General features: G+C 63.1%; 16 protein-coding genes and 1 pseudogene. 13 read left to right on the top strand and 4 right to left on the bottom strand.

What is annotated here, in order from left to right:
- Positions 1–6: 6 nt before the first annotated feature.
- Positions 7–174, bottom strand: coding sequence for a hypothetical protein (locus QTL95_RS09085; RefSeq protein WP_289719662.1), 168 nt, complete (start codon positions 172–174; stop codon positions 7–9).
- Between QTL95_RS09085 and QTL95_RS09080 the strand changes: the two genes are divergently transcribed.
- Positions 173–1,141 (top strand): 2-hydroxyacid dehydrogenase, encoded by a 969-nt coding sequence (locus tag QTL95_RS09080; protein WP_289719661.1) that lies wholly within the window; start codon positions 173–175, stop codon positions 1,139–1,141. The genes QTL95_RS09085 and QTL95_RS09080 overlap by 2 nt on opposite strands.
- Positions 1,142–1,147: 6 nt before the next feature.
- Here QTL95_RS09080 and QTL95_RS09075 read toward each other — a convergent pair whose 3' ends face one another.
- From QTL95_RS09075 to QTL95_RS09065, 3 genes are all read right to left on the bottom strand, one after another.
- Positions 1,148–2,332 carry an acyltransferase family protein gene (locus QTL95_RS09075; RefSeq protein ID WP_289719660.1) on the bottom strand — a complete coding sequence of 395 codons (1,185 nt, stop codon included), beginning with the start codon at positions 2,330–2,332 and terminating at the stop codon, positions 1,148–1,150.
- Positions 2,333–2,420: 88 nt separating this feature from the next.
- Entirely contained in the window at positions 2,421–3,329 is a 909-nt protein-coding gene (locus QTL95_RS09070; protein WP_289719659.1) for a response regulator transcription factor, read from the bottom strand.
- On the bottom strand, positions 3,322–6,708 hold the full coding sequence (locus QTL95_RS09065) for a hybrid sensor histidine kinase/response regulator (RefSeq protein WP_289719658.1): 3,387 nt from the start codon (positions 6,706–6,708) through the stop codon (positions 3,322–3,324). The genes QTL95_RS09070 and QTL95_RS09065 overlap by 8 nt, the downstream gene beginning before the upstream one ends.
- 215 nt (positions 6,709–6,923) lie before the next feature.
- Here QTL95_RS09065 and urtA point away from each other — a divergent pair, with 215 nt between their 5' ends.
- The 12 genes and pseudogenes from urtA (at position 6,924) to ureC (ending at position 17,529) form a co-directional block, all read left to right on the top strand.
- Entirely contained in the window at positions 6,924–8,216 is a 1,293-nt protein-coding gene (urtA, locus tag QTL95_RS09060) for an urea ABC transporter substrate-binding protein (protein WP_289719656.1), read from the top strand.
- 192 nt (positions 8,217–8,408) lie between these two features.
- Positions 8,409–10,028, top strand: coding sequence for an urea ABC transporter permease subunit UrtB (gene urtB, locus QTL95_RS09055; RefSeq protein WP_289719655.1), 1,620 nt, complete (start codon positions 8,409–8,411; stop codon positions 10,026–10,028).
- Positions 10,025–11,096, top strand: a pseudogene (gene urtC, locus QTL95_RS09050) (urea ABC transporter permease subunit UrtC); the annotation flags it as partial. The gene urtB and the pseudogene urtC, both read left to right, overlap by 4 nt.
- A gap of 97 nt (positions 11,097–11,193) precedes the next feature.
- On the top strand, positions 11,194–11,949 hold the full coding sequence (urtD, locus tag QTL95_RS09045; RefSeq protein ID WP_289719653.1) for an urea ABC transporter ATP-binding protein UrtD: 756 nt from the start codon (positions 11,194–11,196) through the stop codon (positions 11,947–11,949).
- Between the two features lie 215 nt (positions 11,950–12,164).
- On the top strand, positions 12,165–12,860 hold the full coding sequence (gene urtE / locus QTL95_RS09040; protein ID WP_289719652.1) for an urea ABC transporter ATP-binding subunit UrtE: 696 nt from the start codon (positions 12,165–12,167) through the stop codon (positions 12,858–12,860).
- Positions 12,861–13,022: 162 nt separating this feature from the next.
- Entirely contained in the window at positions 13,023–13,844 is an 822-nt protein-coding gene (locus QTL95_RS09035) for an urease accessory protein UreD (protein ID WP_289719651.1), read from the top strand.
- Between the two features lie 20 nt (positions 13,845–13,864).
- Entirely contained in the window at positions 13,865–14,167 is a 303-nt protein-coding gene (locus QTL95_RS09030; RefSeq protein ID WP_018897100.1) for an urease subunit gamma, read from the top strand.
- Between the two features lie 7 nt (positions 14,168–14,174).
- Complete coding sequence (locus QTL95_RS09025) at positions 14,175–14,429, top strand: DUF1272 domain-containing protein (RefSeq protein WP_289719650.1); 255 nt, start codon at positions 14,175–14,177, stop codon at positions 14,427–14,429.
- Between the two features lie 10 nt (positions 14,430–14,439).
- Positions 14,440–14,745: an urease subunit beta gene (locus tag QTL95_RS09020; RefSeq protein WP_047514525.1), complete on the top strand. Its 306-nt coding sequence runs from the start codon at positions 14,440–14,442 to the stop codon at positions 14,743–14,745.
- 20 nt (positions 14,746–14,765) lie between these two features.
- Positions 14,766–15,176: a lysozyme inhibitor LprI family protein gene (locus QTL95_RS09015; RefSeq protein WP_289719649.1), complete on the top strand. Its 411-nt coding sequence runs from the start codon at positions 14,766–14,768 to the stop codon at positions 15,174–15,176.
- A 16-nt stretch (positions 15,177–15,192) separates the two neighbouring features.
- Complete coding sequence (locus tag QTL95_RS09010; RefSeq protein ID WP_289719705.1) at positions 15,193–15,816, top strand: Urease operon accessory protein; 624 nt, start codon at positions 15,193–15,195, stop codon at positions 15,814–15,816.
- Between the two features lie 3 nt (positions 15,817–15,819).
- Positions 15,820–17,529, top strand: a complete 1,710-nt coding sequence (gene ureC, locus QTL95_RS09005; protein WP_289719648.1) for an urease subunit alpha — start codon at positions 15,820–15,822, stop codon at positions 17,527–17,529.
- The last annotated feature ends 139 nt before the right edge of the window (positions 17,530–17,668 follow it).

Here is a 17,668-nt window from a genome sequence, read left to right as displayed (position 1 = left end):
TCGTTCTCACTTTGGAAGCCCGGTCTCGCACCGGGCTTCTTTCGTTTTGGGCGGCAGTGAACCATATGGTGGATAGCCGGCCTTGCGATCGAGGACGATCCGGTTAGGATCGCCCGCGAATTCAACAGGTTGCCGCCGATCGACGCGCAGCCGCAGACGATACGGATAGGCCATGTCTCGCCCCAAGATCCTGCTCACGCGCCGCTGGCCGTCCGCCGTCGAGGCGGTGCTGGCCGAGCGCTTCGAAGCGACCTTCAACACTGACGATTTGCCGATGCTGCCAGACGCGATCGCCGAGGCGTTGGGCACCCACGACGCCGTGCTGCCGACGGTGTCGGACAAGCTTCCCGCTTCGGTTTTCGAAGGCGATATTCGCGCCAAGGTCCTCGGCAATTTCGGGGTCGGCTACAATCACATCGACATCGCGGCGGCGAAGGCCAAGGGCATCGCGGTGACCAACACGCCCGGCGTGCTCACCGATTGCACCGCCGATATCGCCATGCTGCTCCTGCTTTCGGTCGCGCGCCGTGGCGGGGAGGGCGAGCGGCAGGTGCGGGCGGGCGAATGGAAGGGCTGGTGCCCGACGCATATGATCGGCACCAAGGTCACGGGAAAGACGGTCGGCATCATCGGCTTCGGGCGGATCGGCAAGGCCTTCGCGCAACGTTGCCATTTCGGTTTCGGCATGGATGTGGTGTTCTTCAACCGCTCGACGGTCGATCCGGCGGAAGCGGCGCGATATGGCGCGCGGCAGCTCGCGACCGTCGAAGAGGTGCTTGCGGTTGCTGATTTCGTGTCGCTGCATTGCCCTGGTGGGGCGGAGAACCGGCATCTGATGAACGCCTCCCGTTTCGCGGCCATGAAGCCGGGCGCCTATCTGATCAACACCGCGCGGGGCGACGTGGTGGACGAGGCAGCGCTGATTTCCGCGCTCGCGGATGGCGTGATCCGCGGAGCCGGCCTCGATGTCTACGAGGCCGAACCGCAGGTGCCGGAGGCGCTGAGTGGATTGGAGAATGTGGTTCTGCTGCCGCATCTCGGAAGCGCGACGGAAGAGACGCGCAACGCGATGGGCATGAAGGTGGTGGACAACATCACCGCATTCTTCGAGGGGCGCGAGCCGCCGGACCGTGTGGCCTGATCCCGTCTATCGTTGCGCGCCGACGACTTTGCGCTCGTCCGATGCGCCGCGCGGCCTTGCCTCGAGACCGAAGAGAAGCCGAGCGCGCCCAGGGATGCGGTCCACGGCGACGGCGAACAGCACGGAGAGGACGAAGGTCGCGGCGGCGACGATGATAAAGCTCGGCATTGCTTCCAGCCCGAGCGGCAGAACGTAATAGAGCGCGCCGACGATCACCGTCTGGTGGATGATGTAGAGCGGGAAGACCAGTCGGTTGACAGTCACCACGCGCGGGTCCGGCTGGTTGAAGTGGCGGCCGGCGAAGCCGATCAGCGTCAGGATCATCGACCAGGCGAGCAGGAAGATCGCGGCCTTGAAGAGCGGCGTTTCATTGGCGTAGCTGCCGAACGCCTCTTCGGCCGGCACCAGCCAGGCGAAGAGGTAGAGCAGCACGGTAACCGCAAGGGCGATGGCGGCGCTCAGATAGCGCTTGGCGATGATCGGCTCGATCAGGCTTCGGTGGTTGCGGGCGACGAGGAAGCCGAGGCCGAACCAGCTTGACCAGACCGCGAACCATGCGCCGTCATTGTAGAGCGCATTGGTTTCCTTGGGATAGAAGGGCGTCAAGGCGAGATTGAGCAGCAGCGGCAGCAGAAAGAACAGGTAGATCATTCCAGTCTTCGCGACGCGCTCGAACCAGGCCATGATCGGGTTGCCCGGCCGGCTGAGATAGAGAAAGATCGGGTAGCAGATCACCGACATCACAAGCAGATAGGCGACGAACCACATATGGGCCCAGGTGAAGTTGCCGGTGGGATAGCGCCCCTCGGTGAAATAGCGCGTCAGCCAGAATGTCAGCAGCGAGCCGTCATAGCCGTTCTCGTACATCCGCTCGTACCAGACCTGCGGTACGACCAGTACGGCCATGGCGAAGAGGAGGGGCACGAGCAGGCGGATGGTGCGCTTGCGCAGGAAGGCGAGGCTGGAATCCGAGCGGAAGGAGAAGGCCGCACCCATGCCGGAGACGAAGAACAGCAGCGCCAGCCGCCAGGCGCGGGGAAATTCCATGATCAGCGACAGTGCCGGGCTGGTACGCTCGCTATGGATCAGCCAGCCCATGTCGGTGAAGAACGCCGCCGATGAATGGTAGAGGATCAGGATCGCGAAAGCGGAAATCCGCAGTCGATCCACATAGTAAAGCCGTTCCTTCATGACCCGCCACCAATCCGTTGCAGCCGCGATCCCTTTCGGGTTTTCTCAGCTTTAAGCGAACAGGCTTTAAGAAATCCTGTTGACTGGCTCAGGTCTCGTGCAGCACATGCGCCGCCTTGACGGCGGCGGAGGCGCGGTTTTCGACGCCGAGCTTCACGTAAATCTGTTCCAGGTGCTTGTTCACCGTGCGCGCCGACAGGCCGAGGATTTCGCCGATGTCGCGGTTGGCCTTGCCCTTCGCGATCCACAGCAGCACTTCGGATTCGCGATGCGTCAGAGCGAAGCGCTGGCGCAGAACCTGGTCGTCAGCGCGCTGGCTGGCGGTTAGGCGGAAGAGATATTCGTCCGGGCCGATGGTGCCAAGGAAGGCGAGTTGCAGGACATCCTGGCCGCCATGGGCGACCGGGATGGTCGCGTCGCGGGTCGCCGTGGCACGGTTTTCCATCCATGCGGCGATGGTCGCGATCACCGTGTCCATGCCGTCGTCGCTGCCCATGGCGGCGTTGACGAGGCGGGTGGCCTGCGGGGTGGACCAGTGGACGTTGCCATCGCCCTTGACCGCCAGAAGATGACGGCCGGCGGCGTCGAGCGCCACGCGGGCGCTCTGGGCGGAGCGGGCGTTTCTCAGGTGCACGCCGATGCGGGCGCGGAGTTCGTCGATGTTGATCGGCTTGGTGAGATAGTCGACGCCGCCCGAGCCGAGCGCGTGGACAACGTGTTCGGTCTCGGTCAGGCCGGTCATGAAGATAACCGGGATCTGGCTGATTGCCGGGTTCGCCTTCAGCCGTCGGCAGGTCTCGAAGCCGTCCATCGTCGGCATGACGGCGTCGAGCAGGATCAGGTCGGGGGTGATGCGCTCGACGATGTTGAGTGCGGCGGAGCCCGAAGTGGCGATCAGCACGGAGAAGCCGGATTGCTCCAGCGCGTCGGTGAGAAAGCCGAGCGCCTCAGGCGAGTCGTCGACCAGGAGAACGATGTCGCGCGGGAGTTCAGCCAATGTGTTCCACCTTTTCGTCGAAGCGCTTCAGGAAGGTCATGAAGCCGTTGAGATCGAAGGCGGCGACATAGGATCGAAGTTCCTCGGTAAATGGCTGATTTGCCTCCACCTTGGCAAGGTCGGCGAGCTTGGCTTCGATGCCCCTGATATAGCCGATCTCGCCGAGACGCAGCAGTTCCTGCACATGCGCATCGCCCGGGCTTTGCAGGATCTGCTCGGTCTTCTTGGGCGTCGCGGGAGCCGCTTCGGCGTAGAGCCATTTCAGGCCGAGGTGCAGCGCGAGTTTGTCGCGCAGGCGGCGGATGTCGACCGGCTTGCCGATCGCGTCATTGTGGCTGTCGTCGCTGTCGCCATGGGCGGCGGCGTCGCCGATGTTGGCCGACAGCATGACGATCGGCGCGGTCTGGCCGGCCTCGCGCAGCCTCGATACGAGCTGCCAGCCGTTCATCCCCGGCATCAGGATGTCGACAAGGAAGAGATCGGGCTGGATGCCCTCGATCAGCGTCAGGCAATCGGTGCCGCTAGCCGCCGTCAGCACCACGAAATCGAGCGGTACGAGGATCTCGCGCATCATCTCGCGGTGGTCCTCGTTGTCGTCGACCACGACGATGGTGCGGCGCGGGCCGTCGTAGCTGACGATCTTCTTTTCCTGCGGCGGGACGGTCATCTCGCGCAGCACGGCAGAGAGCATGAGGCGGACCCTGAAGGTCGAACCCTTGTCCTTCTCGCTTGATACCGCGATTTCGCCGCCGAGCGTGTTGGTGAGCAGCTGGGTGATGGTCAGGCCAAGGCCGAGGCCGGGCATGGGACGGATGCTGTCGGCCTCGCCGCGCTGGAACGGCTCGTAGATGCGGCTGAGATCCTTCTCGGCGATGCCGCGGCCGGTGTCCGTTACTGTGAAGGTGGCGACCTGGCTGCGGTAGCCGACGTCGAAGGTGACGGTGCCCTCGTCGGTGAACTTGATGGCATTGGACAAGAGGTTGACCAGGATCTGGCGCAGGCGTTTCTCGTCGGTGCGGACGAACTGGGGTAGGGCAGGCGCGCGCTGGTGCTGGAAGGTCAATCCCTTGGCCAGCGCCTGCGGCCGGAACATGTCGACGATCTGGTCGAGGAAATCCTGGATGTTGATCTCGTTGGAATAGACCTGCAGGCGGCCGGCCTCGATCTTCGAGATATCCAAGAGGCCATCGATCAGACCGGAGAGATGCTCGGCCGAGCGGCGGATGACCTTGATCGAGGACTGGCGCGGCGTCGGGATGGTTTCGTCGCGCTCGAGGATCTGGGCATAGCCGAGCACGGCGTTGAGCGGTGTGCGCAGTTCGTGGCTGAGGCCGACGACATAGCGGCTCTTCGCGCGGTTCGCGGCCTCGGCGGTTTCCTTGGCGGCCTGCAGGGCGGCGTCGGTCTTCTTGTGGGCGGCGATTTCCTTGAGGAGCAAAGTATTCTGGCGCGAGGATTCCTCTTCCGCCACGACGCGGCTGTCATGGGCCAGCACATAGAACCAGCAGACGACGCCGGCGATGACGGCGAAGACGAAGAAGACGATGAGGATCGTGCCGTTGACGACCTCGGCGGTGGCTGGCGATGCCGAGGAAACCTGATGCGCGATCATCGCCAGGATGGCGCCGACGGCCGTCAGCGCCAGCACGACGGCGATGCCGTAGCGGCCGAGGCGGGTGGTGAGCTTCTGCACGATGGTCTCGGGCAGGACGGCCCTGGCGACATAGCCGACCTGCGCGTTCAGGTGCGCATTGGGCTTGCACATGTCGTGGCAGCGGCTGTCGAGCGAACAGCAGAGCGAGCAGATCGGCGCCGCATAGGCCGGACACCAGGCCATGTCCTCCGGCTCGAAAGGGTGTTCGCAGACCGAGCAGGTGATGTTGGTGAGGTTCTTCCAGCTCTGGCGCGGCTTGCGGGCGAGGTAGAACTTGCCCTTCGTGGCCCATGCGATCGCGGGCGAGGCGATGAGGGCGACGATCAGGGTGATATAGGGGGCGAGCGAGGCGGCGATGTCGCCGAAGACGCCGAAGTGGGCGATGAGCGCGATGGTCGCCGACAGCGTCATGGCGCCGAGGCCCACGGGGTTGATGTCGTAGAGATGGGCGCGCTTGAACTCGATGCCGGGAGGGGCAAGGCCGAGCGGCTTGTTGATGAAGAGATCGGCCGAGATGGTGCAGAGCCAGGCCATGGCGATGATCGAGAAGATGCCGAGCGTTTCCTCAAGCAGCCTATAGATGCCGAGCTCCATCAGGAGCAGCGCGATCGCCACGTTGAATACCAGCCAGATGACGCGGCCGGGGTGGCTATGGGTGAGGCGGGAGAAGAAGTTCGACCAGGCCAGCGACCCGGCATAGGCGTTCATCACGTTGATCTTCAGCTGCGAGACCATGACGAAGGCGGCCATCAGGAGCAGGGCGGCATTGTGCCAGGGGATCATGTAGCCGAATGCGGTCAGATACATCTGCGCCGGATCGGCGGCGCGGTCGGCGGGGACGCCTGACGCGAAGGTGAGCACGACGAGGAAGGAACCGGCGAGCAGCTTCGGTGCGCCGATGATCACCCAGCCGGGACCGGCGAGGAAGACGGCGAGGCGGTGGCGCCATTTCGTCTGTTTTTCCGGAGGTAGAAAGCGCAGGAAGTCGGCCTGCTCGCCGATCTGCGACATCAGCGCCAGGATGACGGCGGACGCTGCGCCAAACTCGACGAGATCGAAGGGGGCGATGGTGCCCGGAGGGCCGGAGGCATGGCGGATGCCTGAGAAAGCGCGCCAGAGATCGAACTTCTCCCAGTCCATCACGGCGATGAAGAGGAAGGGCAGGATGTTGAGGACGATCCAGAAGGGCTGCGTCAGGAGCTGGAAACGGCTGATGAGGCGGACGCCGTGGGTGACGAGCGGGATCACCATGACGGCGCTGATGATATAGCCGATCCAGAGCGGTATGCCGAGCGTCAGCTCCAGCGCGCCGGACATGATCGACGCCTCGATGGCAAACAGCATGAAGGTGAAGCTGGCGTAGATCAGCGAGGTGATGGTCGAGCCGATATAGCCGAAGCTGGCGCCGCGGGTCAGAAGGTCGATATCGACGCCATGGCGGATCGCGTAGCGGCTGATCGGCAAGCCGATGGCGAGCATGGCGATCGAGGCGACGATGATGGCGTAGAAGGCGTTGGTGGTGCCGTAGGAGAGCGTGATGGCGCCGCCGATCGCTTCCAGCGCTAGGAAGGAGATAGCGCCGATTGCGGTCTGCGAGATACGCTGCGAGGAGAATTGCCGCGCGCTCTTGGCGGTAAAGCGAAGCGCATAGTCTTCCAGCGTCTGGTTGGCGACCCAGCGATTGTACTCGCGCCTGACCGGAATAATGCGTTGCCGCGCTGCCATACCCGTGATCGGCCCCTTCGTTCCCCTTGTCATCAGTTCGTAACATGGAACGCCGCAAGGCTTAAGGTGCAGCGCAACGCAAAACTGCACATTTCGCCCCATCTACTACGTCATTCTACGTATACGCTTTCGCAGTGCAGCACCGGATAGTCCCTTAAGCAACAGTTAATCGCCGTTTCGGCCTGTTGCCGAACAAAAGAGAGGGGATCAACCAGATGAATCTGAGATCATATGTTTCAGGTGCCGTGCTCGGCGCCGTCATGTCGGCTTCGGCCGCATTCCATGGAGCCGTTGCGGCTGACGACACCATCAAGGTCGGCGTTCTGCATTCGCTGTCCGGCACGATGGCGATCTCCGAAACGACGCTGAAAGACGCCATGCTGATGCTCATCGACGAGCAGAACAAGAAGGGCGGCCTTCTCGGCAAGAAGCTCGAAGCCGTCGTCGTCGATCCGGCTTCCGACTGGCCGCTGTTTGCCGAAAAGGCACGCGAGCTGATCGAAAAGGACAAGGTCGCTGCCGTCTTCGGTTGCTGGACGTCGTCCTCGCGCAAGTCGGTCCTGCCGGTTTTCGAAGAGCTCAACTCCATCCTGTTCTACCCGGTTCAGTATGAAGGCGAAGAATCCTCGCGCAACATCTTCTACACGGGTGCCGCGCCGAACCAGCAGGCGATCCCGGCGGTCGACTACCTGATGGAGAAGGAAGGCGTTAAGCGCTTCGTTCTCGAAGGCACCGACTACGTCTATCCGCGCACCACCAACAAGATCCTGGAAGCCTACCTGATCTCGAAGGGCATTCCGAAGGAAGACATCATCGTCAACTACACGCCGTTCGGCTTCTCCGACTGGCAGACGGAAGTCTCCAAGATCAAGGAATTCGGCGGCGCCGGCAAGAAGACCGCCGTCGTCTCCACCATCAACGGCGACGCCAACGTTCCGTTCTACAAGGAACTCGGCAACCAGGGCGTCAAGGCAACCGACATTCCTGTCGTCGCCTTCTCTGTCGGCGAAGAAGAGCTTGCCGGTCTCGACACCAAGCCGCTCGTCGGCCACCTGGCTGCCTGGAACTACTTCGAGTCGGTCGAAAGCCCGGCCAACAAGAAGTTCATCAAGGAATGGCATGCCTACACCAAGAACGACAAGCGCGTGACCAACGACCCGATGGAAGCCGCCTATATCGGCTTCAACGCATGGGTTAAGGCCGTACAGGCCGCCGGCACGACCGACACCGACAAGGTGCTCGACTCGATCATCGGCACCACGGTTCCGAACCTATCGGGCGGCTACGCCACCGTCATGCCGAACCACCACATCACCAAGCCGGTCCTGATCGGTGAAATCCAGGCGAACGGCCAGTTCGAAATCGTCCAGCAGACCCCTGCTGTCGTCGGCGACGAATGGTCTGACTACCTGCCCGACTCCAAGGACCTGATCTCCGATTGGCGCAAGCCCATGAACTGCGGCAACTTCAATGTCGCAACGGGCAAGTGCGGCGGCAAGGGCTCCTGAGTGTACACCCTTCGCTCTGAAGCCTGAAAACAGCTTCCGTCCGGCCCTCCTGTCCGGGCGGAAGTTCTCTCTCCGAAGTGCGGCCTTGATGCTTCGGACGGCAGCCGGTCCGCGTTTTGGACCGACGCCGACATAAGGTTCACCCTTTCCCGATTGTGCCGGAAGGCCAACGATAACCGAGGCAAGACGCCGATGTATCGCGCCCTCAAGATCCTTCTCCTGACGATTTGCCTGGCTCTGCCTGTCCTCGCGACCGTGCTCAAGGCGCAGGAAGACATCCACGCGCTCGTCGATGCGCTCGGGGTCGGCGACTTCCCGGAACGCGAAGCCGCCATCAAGGCGCTGGTCGCATCCGGCGATCCCCATGTCAGTCAGATCCTGCAGCAGCTCAGCGACGGCCAACTCTACGTCAATTCCGAAACCGGCGGCCCGGTGCTGCTCCAGGGCGGCACCGAGGACGAGCCGACCTTCTCCGATCCGATCTCGGGCGAGGCGGTGGCCGATATCGACCCCGACTACATGTCGAAGGTGAGGATCAACAATTCGCTGCGCGGAGTCATCGGCTCTGCGATGAGCCAGCTGACGCTGCTCTCTCCCGATCGCGGGGCGCGTCTCGCCGCCGCGCAAGGGCTGCTGCGCGATGCCGATCCTGATAATCTCGAGCTACTGAACTCCGCGCTCGCCGCCGAGAAAGACGGTGAAATCAAGGACACGATGGAAGCGGCGCGCGCCGTGATGATGCTGAAAAGCGATGTCGGCGCCGAGGACAAAAAGTCGGCCATCGACACCATCGCCGCGCGCGGCGGCCGCAATGCGCTGACGATCCTGACGACGGCGATGGCGACCGCGCCCGAAGAACTCAAGGGCGAGATCCAGACGCATATCAACGGCATCAACCGCAGTCTGGCGCTCTGGGACGTGGTGCAGAATGTCTGGTACGGGCTGTCGCTCGGCTCGGTGCTGCTGCTCGCCGCCATCGGCCTTGCCATCACCTTCGGGGTCATGGGCGTCATCAACATGGCGCATGGCGAGATGGTGATGATCGGCGCCTACACGACCTATGTCGTGCAGCAATATATCGCCTCGACTTTCCCGGGCCTCGAAGTCTATTCGCTGGCCTTTGCCGTTCCGGCCGCCTTCATCTTCACCGGTTTCGTCGGGCTCGTCATCGAGCGCGTCGTCATCCGCTACCTTTACGGCCGACCGCTGGAAACGCTGCTTGCCACCTGGGGCGTGTCGCTCATCCTGCAGCAGGCGGTGCGGTCGATCTTCGGGCCGACCAACCGCGAGGTGCGCAATCCGAGCTGGATGTCGGGCGCCTTCGAGCTCGGCGGCCTGTCGATCACCTGGAACCGTCTGTGGATCATCGTCTTCTCGATGGCGGTGTTCGTCACGCTGCTGATGCTGCTGAAGCGTTCTGCCTTCGGCCTGCAGATGCGCGCGGTCACACAGAACCGCCGCATGGCCTCGTCGATGGGTATTCGCACCGGCTGGGTCGATGCCTTCACCTTCGCGCTCGGCTCCGGCATCGCCGGCATGGCGGGCGTGGCGCTTTCGCAGATCGATAACGTCTCGCCCAATCTCGGCCAGAGCTACATCATCGACAGCTTCATGGTCGTGGTGTTCGGCGGCGTTGGCAATCTGTGGGGGACGCTTGTCGGCGCGCTATCGCTCGGCGTCGTCAACAAGTTCCTCGAGCCCTTCGCGGGGGCGGTGCTCGGCAAGATCCTGGTGCTCGTCCTCATCATTCTCTTTATCCAGAAGCGGCCGCGTGGGCTCTTCGCACTCAAAGGAAGGGCGGTGGAAGCATGATTACGGCCTTCCTTCTCCGGTCTCTCGATCGCAAGATCGTCGTCGCACTCGTCATCCTGCTGGCGCTCGCCGTGTTGGTGCCGGTCCTGAACCTGATGACGCCTGTGACAAGCCCGCTGCACATCCCGACCTACATCATGTCGCTGTTCGGCAAATATCTGACCTATGCACTTCTGGCGCTGGCGCTCGATCTCGTCTGGGGTTTCTGCGGCATTCTCTCGCTCGGTCACGGCGCCTTTTTCGCGCTCGGCGGCTATGCGATGGGCATGTATCTGATGCGCCAGATCGGCACGCGCGGCAGCTACGGCGACCCGATCCTTCCGGACTTCATGGTGTTCCTGAACTACAAGGCGCTACCGTGGTTCTGGTATGGCTTCAATCATTTCTGGTTCGCGGCGCTGATGGTGCTCGTCGTGCCGGGGCTGCTCGCCTTCGTGTTCGGCTGGTTCGCCTTCCGCAGCCGCGTCAACGGCGTCTATCTCTCTATCATCACCCAGGCGATGACCTACGCCCTGCTGCTCGCCTTCTTCCGCAACGACATGGGCTTCGGCGGCAATAACGGCCTCACCGACTTCAAGGACATCATCGGCTACAACATCCAGGCCGACGGCACCCGCGCCGCCCTCTTCGCCGCCACCGCGATCTTTCTGGCGCTGTCGCTGCTGATCGCGTCGGCCATCGTGCGCTCGAAGTTCGGCAAGGTGCTGGTCGGCGTGCGCGACGCGGAAAGCCGCACCCGCTTCCTCGGCTACCGGGTCGAGCATTTCAAGCTCTTCACCTTCGTTGTCTCGGCGATGATGGCGGGGATTGCCGGCGCGCTCTACGTGCCGCAGGTGGGCATCATCAATCCCGGCGAATTCGCGCCGGCCAACTCGATCGAAGTCGTCATCTGGACTGCGGTCGGCGGTCGCTCGACGCTGATCGGGCCGATCATCGGCGCGATCATGGTCAACGGCGGCAAGACGATCTTTACCGGCCTCTTCCCCGAATTCTGGCTCTTCGCGCTTGGCGGCCTGTTCGTGGCGGTAACGCTGTTCCTGCCCAAGGGCATCGTCGGCACGATCGGCCAATATATCGGCAAGCGCAAGCCATCCTCCAGCGACACGCCGCCCGCAAAGCGCGAAGACGGTGTCGATGCAGAAATCCAGCCCGCGGAGTGAGCGCCATGATCCCTGACGTCAAACCCAACAGCGTTCTCTATCTCGACAACGTCTCCGTCTCCTTCGATGGCTTCAAGGCGCTGAATTCGCTCTCCATCGTTATCGAGCCCGGGGAGCTTCGCGCCATCATCGGCCCGAACGGCGCCGGCAAGACGACGATGATGGACATCATCACCGGCAAGACCCGGCCGGATAGCGGCGAGGTGTTCTTCAACGGTCAGACGGATCTCACCAAGCTCGACGAGGCAGACATCGCCCAGCTCGGCATCGGCCGCAAGTTCCAGAAGCCGACGGTGTTCGAGAGCCACACGGTCTGGGACAATATCGAACTGGCGTTGAACCGCCGGCGCGGGGTGTTTTCGACGCTGTTCTATCGACTGTCCGCGGAGGATCGCGCGCGCATCGACGAGATTTTGGCGACCGTTCGGCTGACGCATCGCCGGGATGAGTTTGCCGCCAATCTCAGCCACGGGCAGAAGCAATGGCTGGAGATCGGGATGCTGCTCGCGCAGGAGCCGAAGCTGTTGCTGGTCGACGAGCCGGTGGCCGGGATGACCGATGCTGAGACGGCTGAGACGGCTATCCTGCTCAAGGAGATCGCCAAGACGCGGTCCGTCGTGGTCGTCGAGCACGACATGGGGTTCATCCGCGATCTTGGGGTCAAGGTGACGTGTCTGGCAGAGGGCTCGGTGCTCGCCGAGGGGTCGATCGATTTCGTCAGTTCCGATCCAAAGGTGATCGAGAATTATCTGGGGCGGTGAGGGATGTTGGCGCTCTTTATTGCAGGCGAAACCCCTCCCCAACCCCTCCCCACAAGGGGGAGGGGCTTAACCAGGGCGAACCCTTTCTGCCAGACCCGCTCGATACTTCCTGGGAGGATGTACGCTGAAGCCGTGGCCGCAGCTCAGTCCCTCCCCCTTGTGGGGAGGGGTTGGGGAGGGGTCTTTCCATCCGCAATTCGCCAGGAGATGGCACCATGCTGACCGTCGAAAACGCAAACCTCCACTATGGCGCGGCGCAAGCGCTGCGCGGCATCTCGCTGAAGGCTGAGATGGGCAAGATCACCTGCGTGCTCGGCCGCAACGGCGTCGGCAAGAGTTCGCTGCTGCGCGCCGTCACCGGCCAGCATCCGCTGTCGGCGGGTACGGTGACGTTCAATGACACCAAGCTCAACGGGCTTGCGCCATACGCGCGGGCAAAGCAGGGGATCGGTTACGTTCCGCAGGGGCGCGAAATCTTTCCGTTGCTGACGGTGAAGGAGAACCTCGAGACCGGCTTTGCGCCGCTTCCGCGCCGCGACAAGAACATCCCCGACGATATCTTCAGTCTGTTTCCCGTGCTGCAGACCATGCTCGGGCGGCGCGGCGGCGATCTGTCGGGTGGGCAGCAGCAGCAGCTGGCGATCGGCCGGGCCATGGTGACGCGGCCGAAGATCCTTGTTCTCGACGAGCCGACCGAGGGCATCCAGCCGTCGATCATCAAGGATATCGGCCGGGCGATCCGCTATCTGCGGGACAGTACCGGCATGGCGATCCTGCTGGTCGAGCAGTATCTCGATTTCTGCCGCGAACTCGCCGACTACGTCTACATCATGGATCGCGGCGAGATCGTGCATGAGGGGCTGGCGGAGACGCTGGATACATCAGAGGCACGCCGGCATCTGACCGTCTGATCGGCATTCGCCGCTTTTAGAGGCACGGGGTCGTAGTGCGCCCGGCTGGCCTGTGCCGCGATTGCCGCGTCCAGCGCGCGGCATGGAAATTGCTTGCTTTCAATCGGTTACAAGATTGAATGAGAACGGCCGGGCAAACCGGCGGCATGAAAAGGGCATGGAATGACGAACGCCGCGGCAGCCACGAGACCGCAAAGGGCAGAAGGCCGCGGGCATCTGGCCGCGAAGTCGCTGGGCGGGCGTACGCGCATCCGTGAGCTCTATCAGGAGGGCGCGGCAAAGATCCGGCTGCCGGATACCTTCGATGCCTCGATGGAGGCCGTCATCATCAATACGGCCGGTGGTCTCACTGGCGGCGACCGCATGGACTGGAGCGTTGTGGCCGGTCCCGGCACACGCATCGACGTGACCACGCAGGCCTGCGAGAAGATCTACAAGGCTTCCGCCGGCACCGCCGAGATCACCACCAAGATTCAGGTCGGCGCCGATGCACGCGTCGACTGGCTGCCGCAGGAAACCATTCTCTTCGACCGCTCCTCGCTCTATCGCCGGCTGGACGTCGATCTCGACGAGGGCGCGGAGTTTTTGGCCGTGGAAGCGATCCTGCTCGGGCGCAAGGCGATGGGCGAGGCGGTTGTCTCAGGTCTGTTCCGCGACCGCTGGCGCATCCGCAGAGAAGGCCGGCTCTGCCATGCCGAGGATCTGAGGCTCGCAGGCGAGGTCCAGATGCTGACGCGGGAGCAGGCGGTGCTATCGGGCAAGGTCGCCTTCGCGACGTTGCTTTATGTCGGGCCGCAGGCGGAAGGCTATCTCAATGCGGTCAGGCCGTTGCTCGACGGTCATATGGGCGGCGCAAGCTGCTGGGCGGGCAAGCTCGTCGTTCGGCTGGCGGCGTCGGATGGCTTCGCACTTCGAAAAATCCTGATCCCGATCATTTCAGCCTTGCGCAACGGCGCGCCTGTGCCGAAAGTCTGGAATCTCTAGTTCAAGCAGATGGATGCACGATGAACCTCACACCGAGAGAAAAAGACAAGCTGTTGATTTCGATGGCGGCGATGGTCGCGCGGCGGCGGCTGGAGCGTGGCGTCAAGCTCAACTATCCCGAGGCGATCGCGCTCATTACCGACTACGTCGTCGAGGGCGCGCGTGACGGCCGGCCGGTGGCCGAGCTCATGGAAGCCGGCGCCCATGTCATCGGTCGCGACCAGGTGATGGACGGTATCGCCGAGATGATCCATGACGTGCAGGTGGAAGCGACGTTCCCTGACGGAACGAAGCTTGTGACCGTTCACGAACCGATCCGCTGAGGTCGCCATGCTCGAACTTCGCCCCAATTGCGAGTGCTGCGACCGGGATCTGCCGCCCGAGAGCCGGGAAGCAATGATGTGTAGCTTCGAGTGTACTTATTGCGCTCCCTGCGCCGAGACAGTGCTGTCAGGCGTTTGCCCCAACTGCGGCGGCGAGCTCGTACGGCGGCCGGTCCGGCCAGCGGCAAAACTCATCAACAACCCGGCATCGACGAAACGCGTACTGAAGGCCGAGGGCTGCGCGCCCGTGAAGGCTGCGTGAGGAGAAAATCATGATCCCAGGCGAAATCATTGCCGCACCAGGCGAAATCGAACTCAATGCCGGCGCGCCGACCGTCACCATCGAGGTGTCGAATACCGGCGACCGTCCGGTGCAGGTCGGCAGCCACTATCACTTCGGCGAAACCAATGCCGGGCTCTCCTTCGATCGCGAGAAGGCGCATGGCATGCGGCTCGATATTCCCGCCGGCACGGCCGTGCGCTTCGAGCCGGGGCAGACGCGTTCGGTGACGCTGATCCCGCTATCCGGCAAGCGCGAAGTCTACGGCTTCCGCCAGCTGGTGATGGGCAAGCTGTGATCATGTCTCGGGAGGAGATGATGCGTTTCTTTATGCCGATAGGCTTTGGCTTGCTGGTGCTGATGGCGGCCGGTGGCGCCAGTGCCGAGGATCTCGATTGCACCAGCCCGACCACGCAGACGGACATGACGCTCTGCGAGCGGGCGCGGCAGGACGATGCCGACAAGGCGCTCAACGCCCAGTACAAGAAGACCCGTGCCGCCATGGTCGCCGTCGATAGCGATCAGGATGACAACATGAAGGGCGCCGAGAAGGCGCTGGTTACGGCGCAGCGCGCGTGGATTGCCTATCGCGACGCTCAGTGCGAAGCGGCCGGCTTCCAGGCGCGTGGCGGCACGATGGAGCCAATGCTGGTTGCCGGCTGCATCGCCAACGTGACCGATGCCAGGACCAAGGAGCTCAAGACGCTCGAAGACGCGATGAGCAACTGAGGTGGCAGACAGCATCATGATCGTCGGCAATGGTGAGATCGGTGTGGAGGGAGCGACCGCGGTTGCCGCCGCCGGCTTCGTCATTCGCTTCAACGAATGCCGATCCTATGAGGCGAGCCCCGGCCGCACGGATGTCGTTGCGGTCTGCAATACCGGCCGTCCCGCCAAGGCGATGCTGTCTTCTGAGGCGTGGCGCGCGCATCCCGCCGTCGTCGAAGCCGCTGAAATCTGGAGCGTGCGCGATCCGGAGAAGTTCGCGGATTTGCGTGCGCCGCTGGCCCTGTCGCATCCCGAACTCGATGATTTCTGCGACGATTACACGAGTCAATTCAACAGCTTCTGCGACGATGCTGGCAAGGCGCATGTGGTCGTTGACAAAGTGATTCATGAAGGCGTCGATCAGGCGCTGGCTGCATTCGATCCCGCGCCTTACGTCGTGCCGAGCAGCGGCATGATCGTGATATCCGAGGTCATGAACCGATTTCCCGATGCCCCGATCGCGCTTGCCGGCTTCGGCCATCAAGGCTGGGAGTGGCATCCCTTCGCCGCCGAAAGGCAGCTCGTCGACGCTTACGTCGCCGCCGGCCGCGTCACGCGGTTTTATCCGTCCGCATCCCGTTCGTCCTCCCAAGGAGCCTGACCCATGCCTTACAAGATTTCCCGCGCCGCCTATGCCGGCATGTTCGGCCCGACCACCGGCGACAAGGTCCGCCTTGCCGATACCGAGCTCTTCATCGAGATCGAGAAGGATTTCACCACCTATGGCGAAGAGGTGAAGTTCGGCGGCGGCAAGGTCATCCGTGACGGCATGGGGCAGAGCCAGGCAACGCGGGCGCAAGGAGCGGTCGATACCGTTATCACCAATGTCGTGATCATCGACCACACCGGCATCGTCAAGGCCGATATCGGCCTGAAGAACGGCCGCATCCATGCCATCGGTAAGGCCGGCAATCCCGATACGCAGCCTGGCGTCAACATCATTGTTGGTCCCTCGACCGAGGCGATCGCCGGCGAGGGCAAGATCATTACCGCCGGCGGCATGGATGCGCATATCCACTACATCTGCCCGCAGCAGATCGAGGAAGCGCTGATGTCTGGTATCACCTGCATGCTCGGCGGCGGCTCCGGCCCGGCGCACGGCACGCTCGCCACCACCTGCACCGGCGCCTGGCATATCGAGCGGATGATCGAGAGCTTCGACGGCTTCCCGATGAACCTGGCACTTGCCGGCAAGGGCAATGCTTCGCTGCCGGCCGCGCTTGAAGAGATGGTGCTTGCCGGCGCGTCTTCGCTGAAGCTGCACGAGGACTGGGGCACGACGCCGGCTGCGATCGACTGCTGCCTCTCGGTGGCCGACGAATACGATATCCAGGTGATGATCCACACCGACACGCTGAATGAGAGCGGCTTCGTCGAGGATACGATCGGGGCGCTCAAGGGCCGCACCATCCACGCCTTCCACACCGAGGGCGCGGGCGGTGGGCACGCGCCCGATATCATCAAGATTTGCGGCCAGTCCAACGTCATTCCGTCGTCCACCAACCCGACGCGGCCCTACACGGTCAACACTGTCGCCGAGCATCTCGACATGCTGATGGTCTGCCACCACCTGTCGCCGTCGATCCCCGAGGATATCGCGTTTGCCGAAAGCCGCATCCGCAAGGAAACGATCGCGGCCGAAGACATCCTGCACGATATCGGCGCCTTCTCGATCATCTCGTCCGATAGCCAGGCCATGGGCCGCGTCGGCGAAGTCGCGATCCGCACCTGGCAGACAGCCGACAAGATGAAGCGCCAGCGCGGCCGGCTGAAGGAGGAGACGGGCGAGAACGACAACTTCCGCGTCCGCCGCTACATCGCCAAATACACGATCAATCCGGCGATCGCCCAGGGCGTCAGCCACGAGATCGGCTCGATCGAAGTCGGCAAGCGCGCCGACCTCGTGCTGTGGAATCCGGCCTTCTTCGGTGTGAAGCCGGAGATGGTGCTGCTCGCCGGCTCGATCGCGGCGGCGCCGATGGGCGACCCGAACGCCTCGATCCCGACGCCGCAGCCGATGCACTACCGCCCGATGTTCGCCGCCTATGGCAAGCTGCGCACCAACTCGTCGGTCACCTTCGTTTCTCAGGCCTCGCTCGATGCCGGCCTGAAGGGCCGCCTCGGCGTCGCCAAGGACCTCGTCGCCGTCAAGAACACGCGCGGCGGCATCTCCAAGGCCTCGATGATCCATAACAACCTGACGCCGCATATCGAGGTCGATCCGGAGACTTACGAGGTGCGCGCCGACGGCGAGCTGCTCACCTGCGAGCCGGCGACCTCGCTGCCGATGGCGCAGCGCTACTTCATGTATTGAATCAATCCGATTGCCGGTCGGTGCTTTTGCGCGCCGGCCGGTCACCACCATTTGTGGGTGGGTGATATTTTCAGTTGAAAATCGCGGGGCCGCGCTACCACCAAATAGGACGCCTTCGAAAGGCGTAGGTGGTTTCGAC

Origin of the sequence: Rhizobium sp. S152 (assembly GCF_030380735.1) — a bacterium.
In the GTDB taxonomy this organism is placed as follows: domain Bacteria; phylum Pseudomonadota; class Alphaproteobacteria; order Rhizobiales; family Rhizobiaceae; genus Rhizobium.
This window is presented reverse-complemented; position numbering and strand designations above follow the sequence as displayed.